General features: G+C 56.3%; 21 protein-coding genes. 8 read left to right on the forward strand and 13 right to left on the reverse strand.

The genetic code is table 11. The features are described from left to right. The first annotated feature begins 96 nt into the window (after positions 1-96). Positions 97-1,104 (forward strand): nucleoid-associated protein YejK, encoded by a 1,008-nt coding sequence (gene yejK / locus IM294_RS16955; protein ID WP_008500957.1) that lies wholly within the window; start codon positions 97-99, stop codon positions 1,102-1,104. Between the two features lie 50 nt (positions 1,105-1,154). Here the strand turns inward: yejK and rplY are convergent, their stop codons facing one another. Together rplY and IM294_RS16965 are read right to left on the reverse strand one after the other, a co-directional pair. Continuing rightward, positions 1,155-1,439, reverse strand: coding sequence for a 50S ribosomal protein L25 (gene rplY, locus IM294_RS16960; RefSeq protein ID WP_028013887.1), 285 nt, complete (start codon positions 1,437-1,439; stop codon positions 1,155-1,157). A 125-nt stretch (positions 1,440-1,564) separates the two neighbouring features. After that, entirely contained in the window at positions 1,565-3,325 is a 1,761-nt protein-coding gene (locus IM294_RS16965) for a DEAD/DEAH box helicase (protein ID WP_047363059.1), read from the reverse strand. A 152-nt stretch (positions 3,326-3,477) separates the two neighbouring features. On the opposite strand from IM294_RS16965, the gene rsuA reads away from it, so the two are divergent. The 3 genes from rsuA to IM294_RS16980 all read left to right on the forward strand — a co-directional run bounded on the left by rsuA (position 3,478) and on the right by IM294_RS16980 (position 6,021). Next, a complete protein-coding gene (rsuA, locus tag IM294_RS16970; RefSeq protein WP_028013885.1) occupies positions 3,478-4,185 on the forward strand; it encodes a 16S rRNA pseudouridine(516) synthase RsuA in 708 nt (235 codons plus the stop codon). Between the two features lie 15 nt (positions 4,186-4,200). Beyond that, the gene (locus IM294_RS16975; protein WP_048958051.1) at positions 4,201-5,397 is read left to right on the forward strand and encodes a Bcr/CflA family multidrug efflux MFS transporter; all 1,197 of its coding nucleotides are present in this window, start codon (positions 4,201-4,203) and stop codon (positions 5,395-5,397) included. 279 nt (positions 5,398-5,676) lie between these two features. After that, a complete protein-coding gene (locus tag IM294_RS16980; protein ID WP_028013883.1) occupies positions 5,677-6,021 on the forward strand; it encodes a YejG family protein in 345 nt (114 codons plus the stop codon). Between the two features lie 3 nt (positions 6,022-6,024). Here IM294_RS16980 and yejF read toward each other — a convergent pair whose 3' ends face one another. The 9 genes from yejF to IM294_RS17025 all read right to left on the reverse strand — a co-directional run bounded on the left by yejF (position 6,025) and on the right by IM294_RS17025 (position 17,617). Beyond that, positions 6,025-7,614, reverse strand: coding sequence for a microcin C ABC transporter ATP-binding protein YejF (gene yejF / locus IM294_RS16985; RefSeq protein WP_028013882.1), 1,590 nt, complete (start codon positions 7,612-7,614; stop codon positions 6,025-6,027). Position 7,615: 1 nt separating this feature from the next. Beyond that, positions 7,616-8,641, reverse strand: a complete 1,026-nt coding sequence (locus IM294_RS16990) for an ABC transporter permease (RefSeq protein WP_063155045.1) — start codon at positions 8,639-8,641, stop codon at positions 7,616-7,618. Next, complete coding sequence (locus IM294_RS16995; protein ID WP_028013880.1) at positions 8,641-9,735, reverse strand: microcin C ABC transporter permease YejB; 1,095 nt, start codon at positions 9,733-9,735, stop codon at positions 8,641-8,643. The genes IM294_RS16990 and IM294_RS16995 overlap by 1 nt, the downstream gene beginning before the upstream one ends. 9 nt (positions 9,736-9,744) lie before the next feature. Continuing rightward, entirely contained in the window at positions 9,745-11,550 is a 1,806-nt protein-coding gene (locus IM294_RS17000; protein WP_028013879.1) for an extracellular solute-binding protein, read from the reverse strand. Positions 11,551-11,624: 74 nt separating this feature from the next. Further along, entirely contained in the window at positions 11,625-13,181 is a 1,557-nt protein-coding gene (locus tag IM294_RS17005) for a cyclic di-GMP phosphodiesterase (protein ID WP_028013878.1), read from the reverse strand. Positions 13,182-13,308: 127 nt separating this feature from the next. Then, positions 13,309-13,878 carry a bifunctional murein DD-endopeptidase/murein LD-carboxypeptidase gene (gene mepS, locus IM294_RS17010; RefSeq protein ID WP_028013877.1) on the reverse strand — a complete coding sequence of 190 codons (570 nt, stop codon included), beginning with the start codon at positions 13,876-13,878 and terminating at the stop codon, positions 13,309-13,311. A 415-nt stretch (positions 13,879-14,293) separates the two neighbouring features. Continuing rightward, positions 14,294-15,007, reverse strand: a complete 714-nt coding sequence (locus IM294_RS17015) for a phosphatase PAP2 family protein (RefSeq protein WP_028013876.1) — start codon at positions 15,005-15,007, stop codon at positions 14,294-14,296. 33 nt (positions 15,008-15,040) lie between these two features. After that, a complete protein-coding gene (locus IM294_RS17020) occupies positions 15,041-16,027 on the reverse strand; it encodes a GTP-binding protein (protein ID WP_048960965.1) in 987 nt (328 codons plus the stop codon). A 123-nt stretch (positions 16,028-16,150) separates the two neighbouring features. Then, positions 16,151-17,617: a mannitol dehydrogenase family protein gene (locus tag IM294_RS17025; RefSeq protein ID WP_126818203.1), complete on the reverse strand. Its 1,467-nt coding sequence runs from the start codon at positions 17,615-17,617 to the stop codon at positions 16,151-16,153. A 205-nt stretch (positions 17,618-17,822) separates the two neighbouring features. Between IM294_RS17025 and uxuA the strand changes: the two genes are divergently transcribed. Beyond that, entirely contained in the window at positions 17,823-19,013 is a 1,191-nt protein-coding gene (gene uxuA, locus IM294_RS17030) for a mannonate dehydratase (RefSeq protein ID WP_041908997.1), read from the forward strand. 45 nt (positions 19,014-19,058) lie between these two features. On the opposite strand, the gene yeiP is transcribed toward uxuA, so the two are convergent. Continuing rightward, the gene (yeiP, locus tag IM294_RS17035; RefSeq protein ID WP_008500940.1) at positions 19,059-19,631 is read right to left on the reverse strand and encodes an elongation factor P-like protein YeiP; all 573 of its coding nucleotides are present in this window, start codon (positions 19,629-19,631) and stop codon (positions 19,059-19,061) included. 162 nt (positions 19,632-19,793) lie between these two features. Here yeiP and IM294_RS17040 point away from each other — a divergent pair, with 162 nt between their 5' ends. Beyond that, complete coding sequence (locus IM294_RS17040; RefSeq protein ID WP_028013872.1) at positions 19,794-20,048, forward strand: YkgJ family cysteine cluster protein; 255 nt, start codon at positions 19,794-19,796, stop codon at positions 20,046-20,048. Here the strand turns inward: IM294_RS17040 and setB are convergent. Then, positions 20,045-21,226 carry a sugar efflux transporter SetB gene (gene setB, locus IM294_RS17045; RefSeq protein WP_126818204.1) on the reverse strand — a complete coding sequence of 394 codons (1,182 nt, stop codon included), beginning with the start codon at positions 21,224-21,226 and terminating at the stop codon, positions 20,045-20,047. The two genes, IM294_RS17040 and setB, sit on opposite strands and share 4 nt — an antisense overlap. 361 nt (positions 21,227-21,587) lie before the next feature. On the opposite strand from setB, the gene fruB reads away from it, so the two are divergent. Beyond that, positions 21,588-22,718 (forward strand): fused PTS fructose transporter subunit IIA/HPr protein, encoded by a 1,131-nt coding sequence (gene fruB, locus IM294_RS17050; RefSeq protein WP_126818205.1) that lies wholly within the window; start codon positions 21,588-21,590, stop codon positions 22,716-22,718. Next, positions 22,718-23,656, forward strand: a complete 939-nt coding sequence (gene fruK, locus IM294_RS17055; RefSeq protein WP_010433510.1) for a 1-phosphofructokinase — start codon at positions 22,718-22,720, stop codon at positions 23,654-23,656. Before fruB ends, fruK begins: the two co-directional genes overlap by 1 nt. Positions 23,657-23,671 lie beyond the last annotated feature (15 nt).

The following is a 23,671-nucleotide window of genomic DNA, read 5'->3' on the forward strand; positions in this document are numbered from 1 at the left end:
ACCGTAGCAACAGCTTTTTTTCCCCTTTTTTATCTGTTGTTGCACACATGTCCTGGTGGTGGTTGAATACCGCCCGGTCTAAAAGGAGAGTTTATCATGAGTCTGGAAATCAACCAGATTGCCTTGCACCAGCTTATCAAGCGTGATGAGCAAACCCTTGAAGTGGTGCTACGCGATTCGTTACTGGAACCCACGGCAACCGTTGTGGAAATGATGGCAGAGCTGCATCGCGTCTACAGCGCTAAAAATAAAGCCTATGGTCTGTTCAGCGAAGAGAGTGAGCTGGCCGATAGCCTGCGCCTGCAGCGTCAGGGCGAGGAGGATTTCCTGGCGTTTAGTCGCGCGGCAACCGGGCGTCTGCGCGACGAGCTGGCGAAATATCCGTTCGCCGACGGCGGTATTGTCCTGTTCTGCCACTATCGTTACCTGGCGGTCGAGTACCTGCTGGTTACCGTGCTGAATAACTTAAGTAGCATGCGCGTGAACGAGCAGCTGGACATCAGCTCAACGCACTATCTGGATATCAACCATGCGGATATTGTGGCGCGCATTGATTTGACCGAGTGGGAAACTAACCCGGAGTCGACCCGCTACCTTACCTTCCTGAAGGGGCGGGTGGGCCGCAAAGTGGCGGATTTCTTTATGGACTTCCTCGGTGCCAGCGAAGGCCTGAACGCCAAAGCGCAGAACAAAGGGCTGCTGCAGGCCGTTGATGACTTCACGGCGGAAGCGCAACTCGATAAATCTGAACGCCAGACCGTGCGTCAGCAGGTTTACAGCTACTGCAACGAGCAGCTGCAGGCGGGGGAAGAGATTGAACTGGAGTCCCTGTCAAAAGAGCTGGCGGGCGTCAGCGAAGTGAGCTTCCAGGAATTCACCGCGGAGAAGGGCTATGAGCTTGAGGAGAGCTTCCCGGCGGATCGCAGCACGCTGCGTCAGTTAACCAAATTTGCCGGCAGCGGCGGTGGGTTAACCATCAACTTTGACGCCATGCTGTTGGGGGAACGCATCTTCTGGGATCCGGCCACCGATACCCTGACCATCAAAGGTACGCCGCCGAACCTGCGCGATCAGCTTCAGCGCCGCACGTCTGGCGGTAAATAGCAGCCATAAAAAAACCCCGCCGAAGCGGGGTTTTCTCGACAGGTTTGCGATTACGCGCGAACGAAGTCGATGTGAGTCAGTTTTGGCTTGAACGCGTGACGCTGAACAGCCTGAACCTTCACTTTTTCTTCTTTACCGCCAACAACGATGGTCAGAACTTCGCTGTAGAACTCAGCTTTGGTCTGCATGTTCCACACTTTGTCGTGATCCAGTTCGATAGCAACTGGAGCAGCTTCGCCACCGTAAACGATAGCCGGGAACTTGTTAGCGTTACGCAGGCGGCGGCTCGCACCCTTACCCTGCACGTTACGTACTTCTGCTTCGATAGTAAACATTGATTTCTCTCTGTATTTAAAACCCTACTACAGGCGACCCAGCAGCAGGTGAGTGTTCTGCCCCACGGATGTGAAGCGGGCGGCATTTTATACTCAAATGCCCCGCACATCAATGAAAAGTCCCGTTAACCGCGCAATTCATTTGCCCGACGGAAGCGACCTTCATAGTCAAAGACCTTCTCGCGAACCTGCCAGAACTGGCCTTTCTTGCGGGCGACCACGAAGTCGGGGTGGCGCAGCAGCGCCTGCTGATGCACGATATCCGCCACGGTTATCCAGCGCAGCGGCACGCCAGGCGTGCGGGTATGCGGCCGGATAAACAGCTGCTCAAATGCCGTGCGCTGGGCAGGCGTCTGAACCCTGAACCGTTCGCTGACGTCAGCGCCATCCTCGTCGTAATAGGTGATTTTCAGCCATTCGCCTTTTTCATCCGCGCCGGGCTGCAGCGCCATGCCGGAGCAGCGCAGCACCAGCGCATCTTTCAGCTTCAGCGCCGCTTTCAGCATGTCGTCCGGGTCCACCAGCACCGTGTCGCACTCGCGGCAGCGGCGGGCGGCGATGTCATTTTCGGCGTTGCACTGCGGGCAGTTTTTGAAGCGGAAGCGGAAATCGCACTGCTCGCGATGCCCCTCATCATCCTCAAACCAGCCCTGACAGCGGCGGCCAAAGTGTTCAATCAGCGTGCCGTCGGCGGTGGTTTTTCCCCAGAAGGTGTTGGCAAAGCCGCAGGCCGGGCAAAACACCTGTACCGGCACGTTGTCGCTTTTGCCTTTTGGCGCGCCCACTTCCGGGGAGTACAGATCGTGCGGGTTGCCGGCGTAATCCAGTATCAGGCAGTCGGTTTTGCCCGGCGCCAGGCGCAGGCCACGGCCGACAATCTGCTGATACAGGCTGACGGATTCGGTCGGGCGCAGAATCGCAATCAGGTCGACGTGCGGGGCGTCAAACCCGGTGGTTAATACGGAGACATTCACCAGGTAGCGGAACTGCTGGGCTTTGAAAGCCTCAATCAGCCTGTCGCGCTCCGGGCCGGGCGTTTCGCCAGTGATCAGCGCTGCGTCGTCAGCGGGTAGCAGTCCCGTGATTTCGCGCGCGTGTTCGACGGTGGCAGCAAAAATCATCACCCCTTTACGCGTTTGCGCGAACTCTTCAATCTGGCTGATGATATGCGGCGTGATCCGCTTCTGTTTTTTCAGCTCATGGTTAAGATCCGCCTCGCTGAACAGCCCGTTGCTCTGCGCCTGTAAGCGGCTGAAATCGTACTGCACGACCGGCATATCCAGCCGCTCGGGCGGCGTCAGGTAGCCGTGCTTAATCATGTAGCGCAGCGGAAGTTCATAGATACAGTCGCTGAACAGCGCTTTCTCGTCGCCGCGCACCATGCCGTGATAATGAAAGCGGTAGATCCAGCCTTTGCCCAGACGAAACGGGGTTGCCGTCAGGCCGAGCAGGCGTAAGTGAGGGTTCACCTCTTTAAGGTGAGTGAGGATTTGCTGATACTGGCTGTCGTCGTCATCGCTGATGCGGTGACATTCGTCGACAATCAGCAGCGAAAACTCGCTGCGGAACAGATCCAGGTTGCGGGCCACCGACTGTACGCTGCCGAAAACCACTTTGCCGTGGCTCTCTTTGCGCTTCAGCCCGGCGGCGAAAATGTCGGCTTCCAGCCCCAGCGCACAATATTTGGCATGGTTTTGCGCCACCAGCTCTTTGACGTGGGCCAATACCAGCACGCGACCACGCGCCAGGCGCGCCAGTTCGGCAATGACCAGGCTCTTGCCTGCACCGGTCGGGAGGACAATGGCCGCCGGTTCCCGGTGTTTACGGAACCAGGCGAGCGTCGCGTCAACGGCTTCCTGCTGATAGGGACGAAGTGTAAAAGTCATGGGGTCTCGGTTTCGTTAATCCGCATATAGTATGCCACGAAACTTTTTCCCTTGAGTGGCGCAACCAGACCATTATACTGAACCGTTCCTGACTGCTTCTTTTTTCGGACGCACGGTCCGACATCCAGCACCATTAAGGCTAAAAAGATTTCATGCGACTTGATAAGTTTATCGCTCAGCAACTCGGCGTAAGCCGCGCTATTGCCGGGCGCGAAATTCGCGCCAACCGCGTTACCGTGGATGGCGACATTGTGCGAGACAGCGCGTTCAAACTGCAGCCTGACCATCAGGTTGAGTACGACGGCAATCCGCTGACCCAGCAGCACGGTCCCCGCTATTTCATGCTCAATAAGCCGGAAGGCTATGTCTGCTCAACGGACGATCCGGATCACCCGACGGTCCTCTATTTCCTCGACGAGCCGGTGGCGCACAAGCTGCACGCCGCGGGCCGCCTCGACATCGACACCACCGGTCTGGTGCTGATGACCGACGACGGACAGTGGTCGCATCGCATCACTTCCCCGCGCCACCACTGTGAGAAAACCTATCTGGTCACGCTGGAGTCACCGGTTGCGGATGACACGGCAGAGCAATTCGCGAAAGGCGTTCAGCTGCATAATGAAAAGGATCTGACCAAACCCGCCGTGCTTGAGGTCATCACCCCGACGGAGGTCCGTTTGACCATCAGCGAAGGACGCTACCATCAGGTGAAACGCATGTTTGCCGCCGTGGGTAACCACGTTGTGGGCCTGCACCGTGAACGCATCGGTGCGATTGCGCTCGATCCCGACCTGGCACCCGGTGAATATCGTCCGCTGACGGAAGAAGAGATTGCCAGCGTCGGTCTGCCTTCGCACTAATTTCAGGAGAACCCTGTGACCACCAGGCCACACTCGTCGTTCAAAATTGTCTTCATTCTTGGCCTGCTGGCGATGCTGATGCCGCTGTCTATCGACATGTATCTGCCTGCGCTGCCGGTGATTTCCGCCCAGTTTGGCGTACCGGCAGGCAGCGCGCAGATGACGCTCAGCACCTATATTCTCGGTTTCGCGCTCGGACAGCTGCTGTATGGCCCAATGGCCGACAGCCTGGGGCGTAAGCCGGTTATTCTTGGCGGGACGCTGGTCTTTGCGGCCGCAGCGGTCGCCTGTGCGCTGGCGCAGAGTATCGATCAACTGATTATCATGCGCTTCCTGCACGGGCTGGCCGCTGCTGCCGCGAGCGTGGTGATCAACGCCCTGATGCGTGATATCTACCCGAAAGAAGAGTTCTCCCGCATGATGTCGTTCGTCATGCTGGTGACGACGATTGCGCCGCTGGTGGCACCGATGGCCGGTGGTGCGGTGCTGGTGTGGTTTAGCTGGCACGCGATTTTCTGGATCCTGGCGCTGGCCGCGCTGCTGGCCTCGGCGATGATTTTCTTCTTTATTGATGAAACGCTGCCCGTCGAGCGCCGCCAGAAATTTCATATTCGAACCACGATAGGCAACTTTGCCTCGCTGTTTCGCCACAAGCGGGTGCTGAGCTACATGCTGGCGAGCGGGTTCAGCTTCGCCGGAATGTTCTCCTTCCTGAGCGCCGGGCCGTTTGTCTATATCGAACTGAACCACGTTTCGCCGCAGCACTTTGGCTATTATTTTGCGCTTAATATCGTCTTCCTTTTTGTCCTGACCATCATTAACAGCCGCTTTGTCCGGCGGGTGGGCGCGCTGAACATGTTCCGCGCCGGGCTGTGGATCCAGTTTGTGATGGCGGTCTGGCTGGTGGTGAGCGCGTTTCTGGGCGTGGGCTTCTGGGCGCTGGTGATCGGCGTGGCGGCCTTTGTCGGCTGCGTGTCGATGATCTCGTCCAATGCGATGGCGGTGATCCTCGACGAATTCCCGCACATGGCGGGAACCGCATCGTCACTGGCGGGAACCTTCCGCTTCGGGATTGGTGCCATCGTCGGGGCGTTACTCTCTATGGCGACCTTTACTACGGCCTGGCCTATGCTGTGGGCGATGGCTTTTTGCGCAACCAGCTCTGTGCTTTTCTGTCTTTATGCCAGCCGGCCGCGAAAAGCGGCGCACTAACGCGCAGATAAGGCCCGAAAGGGCCTTTTTTGTTGACGCATATCAACCAACCTCGCGTTCGTTTATTCCGTGTTTGTTTATTTTATGTAAAATCTATTTATGTAAAAAGTCACATCATTGTATTCAAAAAGGTTGAGTTAGATCGCAGAAACGGGTACATATAGCGCCGACGCGAGCCTCGATACCGATAAAAAAGCGCTGAATAGTGCAGGTTGGCGATGATGTGTTACTATAAATGTAAATAAATTGTGAAGTAAATTTTGCTTCCGGGGAACGAACGTGAATACATTACAACTCTCCATTGTCCATCGCTTGCCCCAGAGCTATCGCTGGTCGGCGGGTTTTGCAGGTTCGAAAGTTGAACCGATTCCGCAAAGCGTCGCGGGCTGTGAGAATTGCCTGGTGGCGCTCAAGCTGCTGAGCCCGAGCGACGAAAATGCGTGGCGGGTGATGGAGCGTCTCAGCCAGGCCCTGACGGATATCGAAGTGGACAGCTCCGTACTGGAGTGCGAAGGGGAGCCGTGCCTGTTTGTCAAAAGCCAGGACGAATTCGCCGCGACCTGCCGCCTGAAAAACTTTGGCGTTGCGATTGCTGAACCTTTCTCCGGCCAGTATCCGTTTTAAGCGCTAGTCTGCCGCGAGCAGCTGGCGCGTGTAGCTCTGCGTTGGCGCAGTAAATACGCGCTGGCAATCACCCTGTTCGACCACCTCACCCTGTCGTAGCACAATCACCTGATGGCATAGCGCCCGCACCACCTGTAGATCATGGCTGATAAAGATATAGGCCAGCCGGTGCTTTTCCTGTAGCCCTTTGAGCAGCGCCAGGATCTGCGCCTGTACGGTTCTGTCCAGAGACGAGGTCGGTTCATCCAGAATAATCAGCTCCGGTTTCAGGATCAGCGCGCGGGCGATGGCGATACGCTGGCGCTGTCCGCCGGAAAATTCCGCAGGGTAGCGGTGGCGAGTGTCGGGATCTAAGCCCACTTCCGCCATCACCCGCATAACCTCCTGTTCCCGCTGTTGCGCACTCAGGCCAGGCTGGTGAACGCGCAGGCCCTCTTCGATAATCTGCAACACGCTGAGGCGCGGGTTAAGCGAGGAGTTGGGATCCTGAAATACCACCTGCATGCGGGGCCGCACGGGCAGCATCTGGCGGCGGTTCCAGCGGTGCAGCGGCATATCGTCAAACAGGATCTCGCCCTGAGAGGCAATTAAGCGCAGCAGCGCCAGACCGGTAGTGCTTTTCCCCGAACCGGATTCGCCCACCAGCCCCAGGGATTCACCCGGTCGCAGCGAGAAGCGGATATTTTTCAGCACCGGGTTCTGGTCAACGATGCGCCGCAGAACGCCTTTGCGGATCGGGAACGAGACGGATAAATCATCGACGCGCAGCAGCGGTGTGCTGTCTGCCGTGAGAGGCACCGGGTCGCCGGAAGGTTCGCTGTCGAGCAGGCGCTGCGTATAGGGATGCTGCGGCGCGTTCAGCAGCGTGGACGCGGTATTCTGTTCAACGCAGCGCCCGTTTTGCATGACCGCGACGCTGTCGGCCAGCTTTTTCACGATGCTCAGGTTGTGCGTGATAAACAGCAGGCTCATGTCCAGCTCGTCACGCAGCTCTCTCAAGAGCGTCAGAATTTGCGCCTGCACCGTGACGTCCAGCGCCGTCGTCGGCTCGTCGGCAATCAACAGTTCGGGGCGCGTGAGCAGGGCCATGGCAATCATTACCCGCTGGCGTTCGCCGCCGGAGAGCTGATGCGGAAAATCATTCAGCCGTTTGGCCGCGTTGCGTATGCCTGTTCGTTCCAGACAATCCAGAATTTCGCCCCGCGCGGCCTCTTTGCGCATCCCCCGATGAAGTGACAGCACTTCATAGAGTTGTTTTTCCAGCGTATGCAGTGGGTTGAGCGACACCATCGGCTCCTGGAAGATCATGGCAATCTTATTGCCGCGAATACCGCGCAGGGTATGTTCATCAGCGTGCAGCAGCGAACTGCCGTGGAACAGAATATCCCCTTGCGGATAGCTCACGGGCGGGGAGGGCAGCAGACGCAGGATGGAGAGCGCCGAGACGCTCTTGCCCGAACCGGATTCACCCACCAGCGCCAGCGTTTCACCGCGCTGGATCTGCAGAGACAGGTCGGTGACCACGGTACGGGTCTCGCCCTGCTTCGAGAAGGCAATCGACAGGCGATCAATACTGAGAAGAGGCTGCGTCATCTTATACCGCCTTGTTGGGATCGAAGGCATCGCGCACGGCTTCGCCAATAAAAATCAGCAGCGAAAGCAGCACGGCCACGGAAAGAAAGGCGGTGATGCCCAGCCACGGCGCCTGCAGGTTGTTCTTGCCCTGCAGCAGCAGTTCGCCGAGCGACGGCGACCCCAGCGGCAGGCCGAAGCCCAGAAAGTCCAGCGAGGTGAGGGTGGTGATGGAGCTGCACAGAATAAAGGGCAGGAAGGTGAGGGTCGCCACCACCGCATTGGGAAGCATATGGCGGAAGATGATTGCGCGATCGCTCACGCCTAACGCCTGCGCGGCGCGAATATAGTCGAAATTACGGGTGCGCAGAAACTCTGCCCGCACCACGCCCACCAGAGCCATCCAGCCAAACAGAACGGTGATGCCCAGCAGCCACCAGAAGCCCGGCTGTACCACGCTGGAAAGCAGAATGATCAGAAACAGCGTTGGCATACCGGACCAGACTTCGATGATACGCTGCCCCCACAGGTCAATTTTTCCGCCGTAGTAGCCCTGAACGGCGCCGGCCACTACGCCCATTACGCTGGAGAAGACGGTCAGCATCAGTCCAAAGAGAATAGAAATCCGCGTACCGTAGAGGATGCGCGCCAGCACGTCGCCGCCGTTGGCGTCTGTTCCCAGCCAGTTTTGCGCAGAGGGCGGAGAAGGGAAGGGGGTTGTGGTCGCGAAGTTAATGCTGTTGGCGCCAAAGCGCACCGGAGCCCAGAGGGCCCAGCCGTGCTGTTCGATCTGCTGACGCAGCCACGGATCCTGGTACTCCGCCGGGGTGGCAAACGGGCCGCCGAAGTCGCTTTCACTGTAGTTAGCCAGTACCGGCACGTACCAGCGGTCGTTAAAGTGCACCAGCAACGGTTTGTCGTTGGCGATCAGCTCCGAACACATGCTCAGGACAAACAGGACAGCAAAAATCCACAGCGACCAGTAGCCGCGGCGGTTATGGCGAAAACGGGCCCAGCGGGCCTGGTTAACGGGGCTTAAACGCGACATCAGCGGCCCTCAAAATCAATTCGGGGATCGACCAGCGTATAGCTGATATCGCTGATGATATTCAGCAGCAGGCCAATCAGGGTGAAAATATAGAGCGTGCCAAACATTACCGGATAATCGCGCGATACGGTGGCTTCGTAGCCCAGCAGGCCGAGACCGTTGAGCGAGAACATCACCTCAATCAGCAGCGAGCCGGTAAAAAACATGCTGATGAACGTGGCTGGAAATCCGGCAATCACCAGCAGCATGGCGTTGCGGAAAACATGTTTCCACATAATCTGCTTCTCGCTGACCCCTTTGGCGCGGGCGGTCACGACATACTGCTTGCGGATTTCATCGAGAAAGGCGTTTTTCGTTAACATGGTCAGGGCGGCAAACCCGCCGATCACCGTCGCCAGCACCGGCAGCGTGATATGCCAGAGATAGTCGGTGATTTTCTGGTACCACGGCAGCGTGCTGAAATCGGCGGAGACCAGCCCCCGCAGCGGGAAGATGTCGAAATAGCTGCCTCCGGCAAAGAAGACAATCAGCAGAACGGCAAACAGAAACGCCGGAATAGCATAGCCGATGATGATGAAGGTGCTGCTCCAGATATCGAAGCGGCTGCCGTTATGCACCGCTTTTCGGATCCCGAGCGGTATAGAGACCAGATAGATAATCAGCGTCCCCCACAGCCCCAGCGTGACCGAAACCGGCAGGCTTTGCTTGATCAACGTTAATACGGACGCACTGCGGAACAGGCTATCGCCAAAATCAAAGCGGATATAATCCCAGAGCATCTTGAAATAGCGCTCGTGTATCGGCTTATCAAAGCCGTAGCGATGGGTGATCTCGGCGATCACTTCAGGATCCAGCCCGCGTCCACCGCGGTAGTGGCTTTCACTGATATTCCCCACGCCGGTTCGCGCATGGCTGGCGCCCATGCCTTCGCCGCCGCCGCCGGGCATGCCGCCGCTGTTGCCAAACTCAATGGCGGCAATGGCCTGGTCGACCGGCCCGCCCGGGGCAATTTGCACGATAAAAAAGTTAATGGTGATAATGGCCCACAGCGTGGGAATGACCAGCAGAAGACGGCGTATTAAATAGGCACCCATGATAATTCCTTATCGCCGCTCGGCGGGCAGTCTGGCGGCTTTATTCACGTCATACCACCAGGTGTCAAAGCCCAGAGAATAGACAGGGCGCACGGCAGGCACGGAGAACTTGTCCCAGCGCGCAAGGCGGTCTTCGCCCATATACCACATGGGCAGCATGTAGTAGTTCCAGGTTAACACCCTGTCGAGGGCGCGACCAAGCGGCAAGAGCTTATCTTTATCGCCCTGCGCCGCCACAATTTTTGCAATCAGGGCATCAATCGCCGGGCTTTTTACGCCTGGCGCATTGTACGAGGAGTCGATGTAGCTGGAGGCCCAGGAGATTTGCAGATCCGAGCTGGGCCACGGCTGTGCGGGCCACAGGCGTTGCATCATGTCGTAATCGCGGCTGCGCATGCGGTTGGTGATCTGCGCGTTATCGACCTGGCGAATGTTCATGGTGATCCCCAGCCGCGCAAGGTTGTGCTTAAACGGCAGCACCCACTGATCGTTGCCGCCGGAGGAGAGCAGCAGTTCAAAGCTTAAAGGCTTGCCGGTTTTCGCATTGACGCGTTTCTGGTTCTTCAGCTGCCAGCCTGCCTCATCCAGCAGCTTGCTGGCCTTCAGCAGGTTGTCGCGGTCGTAGCCGTCACCCTTTGAAGCGGGCGGCTGAAACACCGTGGTAAACACCTCCGGCGGCACTTCCGCTTTCAGCGGCGCCAGCAGGAGCAGTTCGTCGGCTTTAGGGTAGTCGCGCGCGGCATATTCGGTGTTCTGGAAATAGCTGTTCGCGCGGCTGTACGCCCCGTAAAACAGGGCTTTGTTCATCCATTCAAAATCGAAAGCCAGGGAAATGGCTTCCCGAACGCGGCGGTCGGTAAATACCGGGCGCTGAATATTAAACGCCAGCCAGCGCGTGTCCTGGGCGGATTCGTTTTTGTGCTCGTCTTTGACGATGTAGCCTTTCGTGAAGTTTTTGCCGATATAGCGGGTCGCCCAGTTTTTGGCGCTGTTCTCCACGCGTAAATCGAAGGCGCCGGCCTTGAACGCTTCAAACGCCACGTTATCGTCGAGGTAGTAGTCATAGCGAAGGGTGTCGAAATTCCAGCGCCCGCGGTTTACCGGCAAGTTGGCCGCCCAGTAATCTTTCACGCGGGAATAGACCACGTACTGCCCCATGCGCCAGTCGGTAATCCGGTAAGGGCCACCGGCCAGCGGCGGCGTGGAGAGCGGGTCGCTTAACTTATGGTTTTTCCAGAACGATTCAGGCATCACCGGCAGCGAGAACAGGCTAAGCATATTCTCTTTGTTCGGTTCGCTCAGCTCAATGCGTACGGTGAGGGGTGCAATGGCGCGCACCGTTGCGCCTTTATACACAATGCGGAACTGAGGCACGCCTTCGGTCATAAATTTATGAAACGTAAAAGCGACGTCGCTGGCCTTGACCGGCGTGCCGTCGTGAAAGCGGGCCCGGGGGTTTAGGGTAATTTCGGCCCAGGCGAAGTTATCGGCATAGCGCACGTTATCGGCAATCAGCGGGTAATAGCTGCCGGGTTCATCATCCGACGTGACAAAAAGCGTGTCATAGAGCGATTCCGTTCGCGCCGCGGCCACGCCGCGCAGGGCGAAGCGGTTAAAGTTGTCGAACGTTCCGGTAGCCGAGAGCGTGACCTTTCCACCCTTAGGGGCGGCAGGATTGACGTAATCGAAGTGCGTAAAATTGACCGCGTATTTTGGCTCGCCAATCACGGCGAACGCGATGTTCTCTTTGATGGTTTGCGCCTGGCTGGACAGGCTCACGACTGCCAACCAAAGCAACATAAAGCGCATAAACATCTCGCGGCGGCTCCCTCTTTTACAGACCGGCTCAGTTAAGCTGAATAATAAGTGACGCCACGGGCAATGTGAAATTATTCCCCGTCAGGCGACACTGTATTTTGCCACGTGCGGAACTGCTCCAGCGGCATCGGGCGGCTAATCCAGTAACCCTGCAGATAATTAACCCCATGCTCGCGCAGCCAGGCCGCCTGTTCCGGTGTTTCCACCCCTTCCGCAACGGTCGACATATTCAGTCGTCTTGCCAGCGTCAGTACGGCATCCAGCACCGGGGAGGTCACGGTTTCTGTGCCAATGGCGTTGACAAAGCCACGGTCGATTTTCAGGTAGTCCATGGTGAAATGTTCAAGATAAATCAGCGCGCTGTGGCCGGTGCCGAAATCGTCGATGGCAATTTCAAACCCTTCGTTATGCAGCCATTCGAAGAGGCTGTTAGCTTCCCGATGGTTCAGCATATCGCGCTCGGTAATTTCCAGTACGATCTGGAAGTAATCAGGCGGCAGCAGGGCTTTGAAGGTGCGCATATCGTCTTTGAAACTTTCCGCATGCAGATGCCCCGGCGCGATATTAATGCCCACTTTGGCACCCGGCGGCAGCACGGTCTGTAGCACTGGCGCATCGTGAATAATCAGGTCAAAAAGATGCAGCGTGAGGGGAACAATCAGCTTCTGCGCTTCGGCAAAATTGATAAAGGCGTCCGGCGGGATCTCACCCATGGTCGGGTGCTTCCAGCGCATCAGCACTTCAAGCCCGGTCATCCTGAGCGATTTGGCGTCGACAACGGGCTGATAAACCACATAAAACTGGCCGCGCTTGATGGCGCTCAGAATCTCTTTGCCCGGATTGAGACGCGTCGTGAGGATGTAGAAGTTAAGCGATCCTGCCGCAATCCCGCACACCAGCCCGAAGAACAGAGCGTAAAGTATCTCATCGGTCGTCCACTCCTCGGCGTACAGGTTGATGGTCAGAGGAACGTCTTTGAGCGTCGCGGTGCGCGCCGGCGTTTCATGTAAATCCTTCGCTTTGACGAGGGTGCTTGAGGTAGTGGATAACGCATTGTCGCCGATGACGATCGCGATGCCTGCAAACTCGTCCTGGCGCGCGGTGTAAAGAAGGTACGGCGTCAGGTTGAGATTCACCGAGGTGAATACGCCGCCGTCCTTCACAAGCGGATTACGATACCAGATGGCAATTGCGGGCTTATTGGGCAGCATGGGCGTGCCGGGGAGCAGTGCGATATCAACCTGCTTGTTGATGTGCAGCTCGGGTATCAGCTCCTCCATCGGGGCATTCATTGGCCCTGTGGCTGACGAGCAGAACGCCATTTTGTCTCTGACCAGCAGGAAGGCGCGTACGTTGAGGCTGAAGGCCGCGCGCGAGGTCAGCTCCGCGTTAACGTCCTGGCAATTATTGAGCGTCAGCGGCTGGAGCACGTCGATGGAGGCTTTCAGCTCGTCAAAATAGCTCTCCATGTAGATGCGCACATCCATGATCAACGTATCGAATCGGATTTCCCGCTTGTGGTAGCTCCAGAAAAATTGCAATGAACCCAGGAGCAGGGCGGCGATCAGGCCGGTAATGATACTGAGGAACAGTATCTTTCGATGACTGGAGAAGTAGCGGGTGAGCATAAACGTCGTGGTTCCTGAATTGCCGCTGATTGTATTCATTGTAACGGGCAAAAAAAAACACCGCCGAAGCAGTGCTTTTTTTTATTGTATCGCCAGCCAAGGGATAACCAACGATACAATTATCATATTAACTGCGGGTCAGTACGCGGCGCGCTTCGTTGTAGCGCTTCTTCCAGTACGGTTCATTCATGCTGGAAATGGTCACACCGCTGCTGGTGGAGGCATGTACAAACTGGTCATTACCAATGTAGATGCCCACATGTCGACCGGTAGAACCTGCACGGAACAGCACTAAATCGCCGGTGCGCAGTTTGGTACGTGAAATCGACTTGCCCATCTCCTGCTGTTCGTAGGTCGAACGCGGAAGATCTAACCCAAATTGCTCGCGGAAGGTACGCTGTACAAAGCCGGAACAATCAATGCCTTTTTTAGTGCTGCCGCCAAGACGGTAACGCACGCCTTTCCAGTCAGCATACTGGTCCATAATGCGGGACTTCACGTCCAGATTACGTACCATATTTTCAAATTCATCCTGAGAGGCTTGCAGTGAAGAGGAATCTTCCATTCCCACAACACGCGTCTCAGGATGCATATTCTTTGCGGTGTTCGATGTACTACATGCAGATAACAGTACCGCGACTGCTATCGCCGGGATCCCCCGTAAGATATATCTCAGAAACGGTTGAGATTTGACCATTTTGTTTATTTTCCCTTGAAGTCCTTAACGACAAATATCGTTATAAAAATGCCAAACGTGACGAGACTAATTATCTGTTCACATTGAGACAATTGTTTCTGGTGACATTTGTGGTGCAGCGCACAAAATTATTCACCATCGAAATAATTATCTCCATGGGGCAAAACGAGTTCGAGATTAACCGATTGCCAGGGCTAATGCGAGTAAAAAGAGCCTTTTTTTTATAAGAAATTGTGATACAGAAAGTAAAAATTTGTCATTGCACAAAATAGCGGCAGATCCGCCGCGTAATCGTGCAATTGCTTCATTTTTATCACGAATGTGATGACAAGAATATGACAGCGCAGAAAGATCGCGGGAAGGGCATTATCAGGGATCGTGATGATCCCCGATAGTTTACGTTAAAAAACGGTAATTATTTGTTCAATTTTTGTTGCTTTCTACGCGGAAGATAGCGATCGAAAAGGGTAATTAGGCGATCGCTCAAAGGCGTCATCAGAACCCACGGCAGACCAATCAGCACCGCGGAAAGGGAACCCACGACAATATCCGTCAGCCAGTGCGCGCCAATCATCACGCGTGGGAAGGCAAATATCACCACAATAAGCAGGGCGATTGCGAACGCCTTCTTACCGAAATAGCGCAGCATAAACCCAGAAAAAATAAGCAGCATCATGCCGTGATCGCCCGGGAAACTGTCCTTCGAGGCATCTTTTGTTGGAATATGCAGCAGTTCACTCACGCGATAAATATTCGGGAAAGAGAGCGAAGGACTTGCACGTTTTACCGGCATCAGATGTTGTGCCAGCTGATTAATGATCACCGCAGCCAGAAGCATCACCAGTCCGATAATCAGGATGCGGCGACGCCCCGTGTCATCCTCTTTGAGCCAGAAAGAGAGCATCAGGCAGCCCATGGCCAGCAGGGAAAAGCCGTCAAAGGCGCGGTTATTGGTAATTGCCACCAGCCACAGAAAGGCGTCACTCTTCACCAGCCCCTGGTTGAAGAAATGAAACAGGGATGAATCCAGCGGGAACCAGAAACCGTGATTCACCGGGATATACCAGGAGAAAAAGAGCGCCAGACCGGCGACATTAAGCAGTAGTATCTGGGGAATTCGAGTCGTCATAACGTTCTGCATTGAGTGAAAACTGGGGCAACGTTAGCCGCCCGAACTTAAACGAAGCTTCAACAGGCTGGACTGCAGGGCATTCCAGTCGGCGTTAACCGCACTAATTAACTCTATTCGGCTGTCAGGTGGCGCGACGTTTTGCGTTTCGATAAAGAAATCGTCGCCCTGGCGGTTGATCCGCACCAGCCCATCTGGCGTGCGCATGATCCCTTTCACGCGGTCGACCGGCGCAAGCCTGGCCCACTCAAGGATGCCAATGGTATCGAAAACGGTATCGGCATCGAAAATCCATCCGCAGGCCTGATACCCCTGACCGCTGTTAAGGTTACGACGCCAGCGCTGGTGTTCCGGCAGGCTAAGCGCGGCCAGACCCTGCTTTGCAGAATGGTGATGCGCATGCTCTGCGCTGGCCGGAAGTTGCGCCAGGTTCAGGCGGGGAAGATCCAGCAGGGCGCTATCAATATTCCCCTGAGTGGCCTGCACCCGCGTCCGATTGCCGCCGAAATGCTGCCACCACGCGTCCAGCGCGGCCCGGCTTTCCGCCGTGGCGCGATCTTCTTTATTGGCGACAATAACGTCTGCTGCGGCGAGCTGATCGCGAAAGTTCTCATTGGCCACCGCTTTTTCATCCAGAAGCTGACGCGGATCGAGCAGGCACAGCGTGGCGCGAAGATCGATCCACGGCTCGTAAACCGGGGCGGTCAGTAAATCGAGGATCTGCTTCGGGTGGCCCAGACCGGTAGGTTCAATCAGCAGGCGGTCCGGTTTGCCCTGACGCAGCAGCGTATTGAGGCCTACCTGCATCGGTAAGCCGTTTACGCAGCACATGCATCCGCCGGGGATCTCTTTAATCATTGCGCCGCTGGATGACAGCAACGCGCCATCAATGCCCACTTCGCCGAATTCATTGACCAGCACGGCCCATTTCTCGGCGGGGTCTTTATTCGCCAGCAGATGAAGAATAGAGGTGGTTTTACCGCTGCCGAGAAAACCGGTGATGAGGTTGGTTTTGGTCACGTGCGCTCCGCAAGAGAATTGTGATGCTATAACACTATGCTCTTATCCTGGCGAAAAACGGGCGCAATGAGAAGGGGGAGGGCGAACGGAGGCAATGTCCGTTCGCATTAAGCGCAATAATCGCTAAAGATTTAACGTTTCAATAACAGCCTGGCGTGCGCCACGGCGGGTGATGCGCTGGTAGGCCTGGCTGACAGCCTCAGCGAAAACGCTATTTTGCGCGAGATCGTGACCGAAGACCTCGCTCAGCCCCAGCAGCGCATCTACGCGGTCGGCGTCGCTGCTGGCCTCGACAATCGTGCGGATTTTATCGCTGAGGGGATCGCGAACGTCAATCGCGTTGCCGCGTTCGTCGAACCCGCTGACGTAGCGTATCCAGCCAGCGACGCCCAGCGCCAGCAGCGGCCATTCTGTTTTACGCTCAAGGTGGACGCGGATGCCATCCAGCATTCGCTGCGGCAGCTTCTGGCTACCGTCCATCGCGATTTGCCAGGTACGGTGCTGCAGCGCCGGGTTAGCAAAGCGCTCAATCAGGCTGTCGGCATAGGCAGTCAGGTCGACATCCTTTATACGCAGCGTAGGCGCCTGTTCATCCAGCATTAGCCGCCGGGCGGCTTCGCGGAAGGTGGCGTCCTCCATGCATTCATTAATATGCGCGTACCCGACGAGATACCCCAGATACGCCAGGAAAGAGTGGCTGCCGTTAAGCATGCGTAATTTCATCTGCTCCCACGGCAGAACGTCCTGCACCATCTGAACGCCCGCCACTTCCCACTCCGGACGCCCGGCGACAAAATTATCTTCCACTACCCACTGAATAAACGGCTCGCAGCTTATGGCGCACGGATCGTCAACGCCGAGCGCGTCGGCGATTTCCGCAAGCGAGGCCTCCGTCGCGGCGGGAACAATTCTGTCGACCATCGTTCCCGGAAAACTCACGTGGCCCTCGATCCACTCTGCCAGCGCCGGGGAGCGCTTTTGCGCCATGCCAAGCACCGCATTTTTCACCACGTGGCCGTTGTCCGGAATGTTGTCGCAGGAAAGCACGGTAAACGCAGGCAAGCCGCGCTCGCGGCGGCGATTAAGGGCTTCGACCAGGATCCCCGGCGCGGAATGCGGCTCAGCGGGATTTTCCAGATCGTGGACGATCCGGGCGTTTTGTAAATCCAGCTTACCGGTCGCGGGATCGATGCAGTAGCCTTTCTCCGTAATGGTGAGCGACACAATCGCCACCTGCGGCTCGCAAAACTTCTCTATTATCGCGGGCAGAGAGTCCAGCTTTGCATTCAGGCATTCACGCACGGCCCCGACAATAATCGGCTGATTTCCTTCAGCTCCTTTCTCCAGCACGGTAAACAGGTGATCCTGCGCGCGCAGCTGGCTCATCAGCACGTCGCCGCTGAACAGGCTAATCTCACAAATTCCCCAGTCGCCGCCTTTTTCATTCAGCACCCGGTTTGTTAACAATGCCTGATGCGCGCGGTGAAACGCACCGAAGCCGAAATGGACGATGCGGGAGCGCAGTTGATGACGATCGTAGCGCGGTTGTTGAACCTGGGCTGGAAGGGCGGTTGAGGCAATTGTCTTCATGAAATACACACCTGATTAACCATTAATTAACAATGCCAGTCTAAAGTTATATGACAGCAAATAAAATTGGTAAGCCGTAAATATCCCCGTTCTGTGAGTTTGATCAATCAATGTGTGGCGGCGTGTTGACCCTTCACGGTAAACATGTATGGTAGTCGTCATTGCAGTAACCCATATTGGTATAACAACTTGAGAGGATGAGGCAATGGAACAAACCTGGCGTTGGTACGGGCCGAACGATCCGGTTTCTCTTGATGATGTGCGTCAGGCTGGCGCAACGGGTGTCGTCACGGCGCTGCATCACATTCCTAACGGCCAGGTATGGCCGGTTGAGGAGATTCAACAGCGTCAGGCGCTGCTGGCGGAGAAGGGGTTAACCTGGTCTGTGGTAGAAAGCATTCCAGTTCACGAAGATATCAAAACCCATTCCGGGGAATACCGGACCTGGATTGCAAACTATCAGCAGAGCATTCGCAACCTGGCGGCCTGCGGCATTGATACGGTCTGCTATAACTTCATGCCGATTCTGGACTGGACGCGTACCGACCTGGAATATCAGATGCCGGACGGCTCGAAAGCGCTGCGTTTTGACCAGATTGCCTTTGCGGCGTTTGAGCTGCACATTCTGAAACGCCCGGGCGCCGAAGCGGATTACACCGCTGAAGAGCAGCAGCAGGCCCTTGAATGGTTCAATGCCGCCAGTGAAGCGGACGTTGAGAAGCTGACCCGCAATATCATTGCTGGCCTGCCGGGTGCGGAAGAGGGGTACACGCTGGATCAGTTCCGCGCGCGTCTGGCGGAATACGGCAATATTGATAAGCAGCAGCTGCGTGAAAACATGGCGTATTTCCTGCGCGCTATCGTTCCGGTTGCGGAAGAAGCCGGCGTGCGTCTGGCGGTACACCCGGACGATCCGCCGCGTCCTATCCTCGGCCTGCCGCGTATCGTGTCTACGATTGAAGATATGCAATGGCTGAAAGAGACGGTCGACAGCATCTATAACGGCTTTACCATGTGTACCGGCTCCTACGGCGTGCGCGCTGATAACGACCTGGTACGGATGATAGAAACCTTTGGCGATCGCATTCACTTTACGCATCTGCGTGCGACCTGCCGTGAAGAGAACCCAAAAACCTTCCATGAGGCGGCGCACCTTGGCGGTGATGTGAATATGGTGGCGGTGGTCGACGCTATTCTGGCTGAAGAGGCGCGTCGCAAGCAGGCGGGCGATGTGCGTCCTATTCCGTTCCGTCCGGATCACGGACACCAGATGCTGGACGATCTGCGTAAGAAAACCAACCCGGGCTATTCGGCGATTGGCCGCCTGAAGGGGATGGCGGAAGTGCGAGGAGTCGAGCTGGCGCTCAAGATGACGAAGTATCCGGAGCTTCTGTAACCGGAATTGTCGGGTGGCGAAGCCGCCACCCGACAAATGCCATAATCAGTCAGCACGACCCATATAGCGTTTTTCTTCAATATGGATGCGGATCTTCTCGCCAGCGGAGAGATATTCCGGCACCTGCACAACCAGACCGGTGGTCAGGGTCGCTGGTTTGTTGCGCGCACTTGCTGACGCGCCTTTAATGCCCGGCGCGGTTTCAACGATTTCCAGATCCACGGTCTGCGGCAGTTCAAGCGCCAGCAGCACGCCGTCCCAGGTCAGTACCTGCATGTCTGGCATACCGCCTTCCGGAATGAACAGCAGCTCTTCTTCGATCTGATCTTTGGTGAAGATGTACGGGGTGTAATCTTCTTTATCCATGAACACGTATTCGTTGCCGTCGATGTATGAGAAATCAACGTAGCGGCGGGTCAGGGTCACGGTATCAACGATATCGTCACCTTTAAAACGTTCTTCCACCTTCAGGCCGGTACGCACATCGGCGAAACGCATTTTGTACAGCGTCGCTGCACCACGGGCGCTTGGTGCCTGAATGTCGATGTCTTTCACAATCAGCAATTTGCCGTTGTAATTCAGTACCATACCTTTCTTAATTTCGTTCGCTCTTGGCATTGCGGTAATCCTGTCTACGGGAGGTAAAAAATATCGCGCCAAATTACTCGCGCGCGGCCTTTCAGGCAAGTGGAATTCGTGGCTTTTGCTATCAATACGCAAAAGGTGTTACTGTGCGCCCGATGCCCGACTGTACGGGTGTTCGCCACCGAGAGAGCATGTATGGATTGTCGTCCAGATTGCGGCGCGTGCTGTACCGCTCCGTCCATTTCAAGCCCCATTCCAGGCATGCCTGAAGGCAAGCCCGCCAATACCCGCTGCGTTCAGCTCTCTGAATCCAACCTGTGTATGATCTTTGAGTCTCCCCTGCGCCCGAAGGTCTGTTCCGGGCTTCAGCCATCAGCTGAAATGTGCGGCAGCACGCGCGCGCAGGCAATGACATGGCTGCTGGAGCTGGAAGCGCTCACCGCGCCTTAAACGTCTTTGATCCTCGCCAGACAGCCAATCGTCAGCGTACACATCACCAGCGCAATCCAGAACACCGTGTGGTAGTTCCAGATCTCGGCAACGATACCGGCCATCGAGCCCGCGATAATCCAGCCCACGCGGGTGGTATTAGTATAAAGGGTGGTGGCGGCACCTGCCTGCCCCGGCATCAAATCCTGGAAGTAGAGCATGCCAATCCCCGCCAGGATGCCGATATACACGGCGTTCAGCAGCTGTAAAGCAAGAAGCAGGGCTGGCGTATGGACCGTCAGCATGCCAACGTAGAATAGCAGCCCGGCGACGGCCGCGATGCGCATTAAAAAACGCTTTCCAAAACGCTTCGCATAATAGCCTGCAATCAGCATGGTCGGGATCTCAAGACCCGCGGCGGTGCCCATCATAATGCCGGCCAGCTTCTCCGGCAGGTGTAGCTCATCAATAATAAACAGCGGCATGTTAATGATATACAGGCTGTTGGTGCCCCACATCAGCGTGCAGATAACAAACAGGAGCAGGGCATCGCGGCGGTTACGACGCGGCGCTTCCAGCACGCCCGTTGCCACTTTGGGCTCTTTGCGCATTGACGGCAGAAAAAACCATACCATTGCGCCGCACGCCACAAACGCGACCGCCGCGCTCAGGTACATCACCGTAAAGCCAAACCCCATCGCCAGCGCGTAGGCCAGCGGCGGGCCAATTACCCATGCCAGCGACACCTGAGCGCGCAATATCGAGCTGAACATCACCGCTTCCCGCCCGGTATGGTCGGCATGTTCGCGGGCAAGGGCAAACAGCTGCGGGTTGGCGGTTGAGCCAAAGCTGCTCAGAAAAACGCCGATGAACAGCAGAATGAAATAGTTACGGTTCCAGGCAAACAGGACGCAGGCCAGCACCCCCAGCAGACAGCAGAAAACGATCAGGCTTTTACGATCGCCTTTGCGGTCGGAACGACCGGCAAGAAACTGGCTGACGAGAATGCCGATGATGGCGCTTCCGGTAAAAAAGAAGCCAACCATCGCCGGACGGGCGTGAACTTCGTTGGTCAGGAACAGGCTCAGCGTCGGGGTTTGCAACGCACCGGCGATGCCCGTAAAGAAGGCAACAATCAGGAACGCCGTTGACGTCAAATCAAAGGGCTTCGGCGCGCTGGCCGCAGGGGTGTTATGCATGTTTTATAATTAGCGAGTAACAGAGAGGGGCGGAGTTTACGCCGTCAGTTAAAAAATAAACAGTGGGTGAAGTCAATTACCCCACGAAAAATCAAAATGGCATTTCAACTTACTCCCCACCTGGCTGAACTTAGCTGAAACTGGTTTGCTGAAGTTCAGCAAAATTTAGCTGAACGCAGAAGAAATGTGCAGTATCTCTAAATTCTGATATCGGAAATACGACATTTCTTGCAAGCCAATGCAGAAAGCGCAAGACTTTTTGAAACGTTTCAGCGCTATCTTGTTTTAACAAACGGAGCAGGCTAGCGCATTTTTTCTCATGTAAGCTGAAACGATTCACTTTCAGCAGGAGAGGAGAACCATGTTCCAGTTATCTGTTCAGGATATTCACCCGGGCGCTCAGGCCGGGGATAAAGAAGAGGCTATTCGTCAGGTTGCCGCTGCCCTTGTGCAGGCGGGTAACGTCGCGAACGGCTACGTAAACGGTATGCTGGCGCGCGAGCAGCAGACCTCCACCTTCCTCGGCAATGGCATTGCCATTCCGCACGGCACAACCGACACCCGCGACCAGGTGCTGAAAACCGGCGTTAAGGTCTATCAGTTCCCGCAGGGCGTGCTCTGGGGCGACGGCCAGGTGGCTTATGTTGCTATCGGTATCGCGGCGAGCAGCGACGAACACTTAGGCCTGCTGCGTCAGCTGACGCATGTCCTGAGCGATGACTCCGTGGCGGAACAGCTGAAGTCTGCAACAACCGCTGAAGAGCTGCGGGCGTTGCTGATGGGCGAAAAACAGAGTGAAGCGCTGAAGCTGGATAACGACACGCTGACGCTGGATGTTGTGGCCTCCGATCTGGTCACGCTGCAGGCATTGAACGCGGGTCGCCTGAAAGAAGCGGGTGCCGCTGATGCCACCTTTGTGACGCGCGTGATTAACGATAAACCGCTGAATCTCGGCCAGGGCATCTGGCTGAACGACAGCGCTGAAGGCAACCTGCGTAGCGCAATTGCTGTGAGCCGCGCCGCCACCGCGTTCGACGTTGAGGGCGAGACAGCAGCCATGCTGGTGACCGTGGCGATGAACGATGAGCAGCCGGTTTCGGTGCTGAAGCGTCTGGGCGATCTGCTGCTGAACAATAAAGCTGAAAAACTGCTGAACGCCGATGCGGCGACCGTGCTGGCGCTGCTGACCAGCGACGACGCTCTAACGGACGACGTGCTGAACGCCGAGTTCGTGGTGCGCAACGAACACGGCCTGCATGCCCGTCCGGGCACCATGCTGGTCAACACCATTAAACAATTTGAAAGCGAGATTACCGTGACCAACCTGGATGGTTCGGGCAAACCGGCCAACGGCCGTAGCCTGATGAAAGTCGTCGCGCTGGGCGTGAAGAAAGGCCATCGCCTGCGCTTCACCGCGCAGGGCGTAGATGCTGAACAGGCGCTGAAAGCAATTGGCGACGCCATCGCGGCAGGTCTGGGGGAGGGCGCATAATGAGCAGACGTGTTGCGACTATTACGCTGAACCCGGCTTATGACCTGGTGGGGTTTTGCCCGGAAATTGAGCGCGGCGAAGTTAACCTCGTGCGTACCACTGGCCTGCATGCTGCGGGCAAAGGGATTAACGTCGCGAAGGTGCTCAAGGATCTCGGTATCGACGTCACCGTAGGCGGATTCCTCGGTAAAGATAACCAGGATGGCTTCCAGCAGCTGTTCAGCGAGCTGGGCATTGCCAACCGTTTCCAGGTTGTGCAGGGCCGTACCCGCATCAACGTTAAGCTGACGGAAAAAGACGGCGAAGTGACCGATCTTAACTTCTCCGGTTTCGAAGTGACGCCAGCTGACTGGGAGCGCTTTGTGACCGACTCCCTGACCTGGCTGGGCCAGTTCGATATGGTGTGCGTCAGCGGCAGCCTGCCGTCCGGCGTCAGCCCGGAAGCGTTTACCGACTGGATGACGCGTCTGCGCAGCCAGTGCCCGTGCATTATCTTCGACAGCAGCCGCGATGCGCTGGTGGCGGGTCTGAAAGCCTCTCCGTGGCTGGTGAAGCCAAACCGCCGCGAGCTGGAGATCTGGGCAGGACGCAAGCTGCCGGAATTAAAAGATGTGATTGAGGCCGCCCATGCGCTGCGCGAGCAGGGTATTGCTCACGTGGTGATCTCGCTGGGTGCAGAAGGGGCGTTGTGGGTTAACGCTTCAGGTGAATGGATTGCCAAACCGCCGTCAATGGAAGTGGTGAGCACCGTTGGCGCAGGGGATTCTATGGTTGGCGGCCTGATTTACGGCCTGCTGATGCGTGAATCCAGTGAACATACGTTACGTCTTGCCACCGCCGTTGCAGCCCTGGCCGTGAGCCAGAGCAATGTCGGTATTACCGATCGTACCCAGTTAGCCGCGATGATGGCGCGCGTTGACTTAAAACCTTTTAACTAACAGCAGGAGAGGAAT

The organism is Enterobacter cloacae complex sp. P43RS (assembly GCF_014930585.1).
GTDB lineage: Bacteria > Pseudomonadota > Gammaproteobacteria > Enterobacterales > Enterobacteriaceae > Enterobacter > Enterobacter bugandensis.

Bases quoted from the DNA above. Each gene is read 5' to 3' on its own strand.
- fruB (WP_126818205.1), top strand. From the start codon at position 21,588: ATGTTCCAGTTATCTGTTCAGGATATTCACCCGGGCGCTCAGGCCGGG.
- mepS (WP_028013877.1), bottom strand. From the start codon at position 13,878: ATGGTCAAATCTCAACCGTTTCTGAGATATATCTTACGGGGGATCCCG.
- IM294_RS17040 (WP_028013872.1), top strand. From the start codon at position 19,794: ATGGATTGTCGTCCAGATTGCGGCGCGTGCTGTACCGCTCCGTCCATT.
- yeiP (WP_008500940.1), bottom strand. From the start codon at position 19,631: ATGCCAAGAGCGAACGAAATTAAGAAAGGTATGGTACTGAATTACAAC.
- IM294_RS17025 (WP_126818203.1), bottom strand. From the start codon at position 17,617: ATGAAGACAATTGCCTCAACCGCCCTTCCAGCCCAGGTTCAACAACCG.
- setB (WP_126818204.1), bottom strand. From the start codon at position 21,226: ATGCATAACACCCCTGCGGCCAGCGCGCCGAAGCCCTTTGATTTGACG.
- IM294_RS16995 (WP_028013880.1), bottom strand. From the start codon at position 9,735: ATGGGTGCCTATTTAATACGCCGTCTTCTGCTGGTCATTCCCACGCTG.
- IM294_RS17005 (WP_028013878.1), bottom strand. From the start codon at position 13,181: ATGCTCACCCGCTACTTCTCCAGTCATCGAAAGATACTGTTCCTCAGT.
- yejF (WP_028013882.1), bottom strand. From the start codon at position 7,614: ATGACGCAGCCTCTTCTCAGTATTGATCGCCTGTCGATTGCCTTCTCG.
- rplY (WP_028013887.1), bottom strand. From the start codon at position 1,439: ATGTTTACTATCGAAGCAGAAGTACGTAACGTGCAGGGTAAGGGTGCG.
- rsuA (WP_028013885.1), top strand. From the start codon at position 3,478: ATGCGACTTGATAAGTTTATCGCTCAGCAACTCGGCGTAAGCCGCGCT.
- uxuA (WP_041908997.1), top strand. From the start codon at position 17,823: ATGGAACAAACCTGGCGTTGGTACGGGCCGAACGATCCGGTTTCTCTT.
- IM294_RS16965 (WP_047363059.1), bottom strand. From the start codon at position 3,325: ATGACTTTTACACTTCGTCCCTATCAGCAGGAAGCCGTTGACGCGACG.
- yejK (WP_008500957.1), top strand. From the start codon at position 97: ATGAGTCTGGAAATCAACCAGATTGCCTTGCACCAGCTTATCAAGCGT.
- IM294_RS17000 (WP_028013879.1), bottom strand. From the start codon at position 11,550: ATGTTTATGCGCTTTATGTTGCTTTGGTTGGCAGTCGTGAGCCTGTCC.
- IM294_RS17015 (WP_028013876.1), bottom strand. From the start codon at position 15,007: ATGACGACTCGAATTCCCCAGATACTACTGCTTAATGTCGCCGGTCTG.
- fruK (WP_010433510.1), top strand. From the start codon at position 22,718: ATGAGCAGACGTGTTGCGACTATTACGCTGAACCCGGCTTATGACCTG.
- IM294_RS16990 (WP_063155045.1), bottom strand. From the start codon at position 8,641: ATGTCGCGTTTAAGCCCCGTTAACCAGGCCCGCTGGGCCCGTTTTCGC.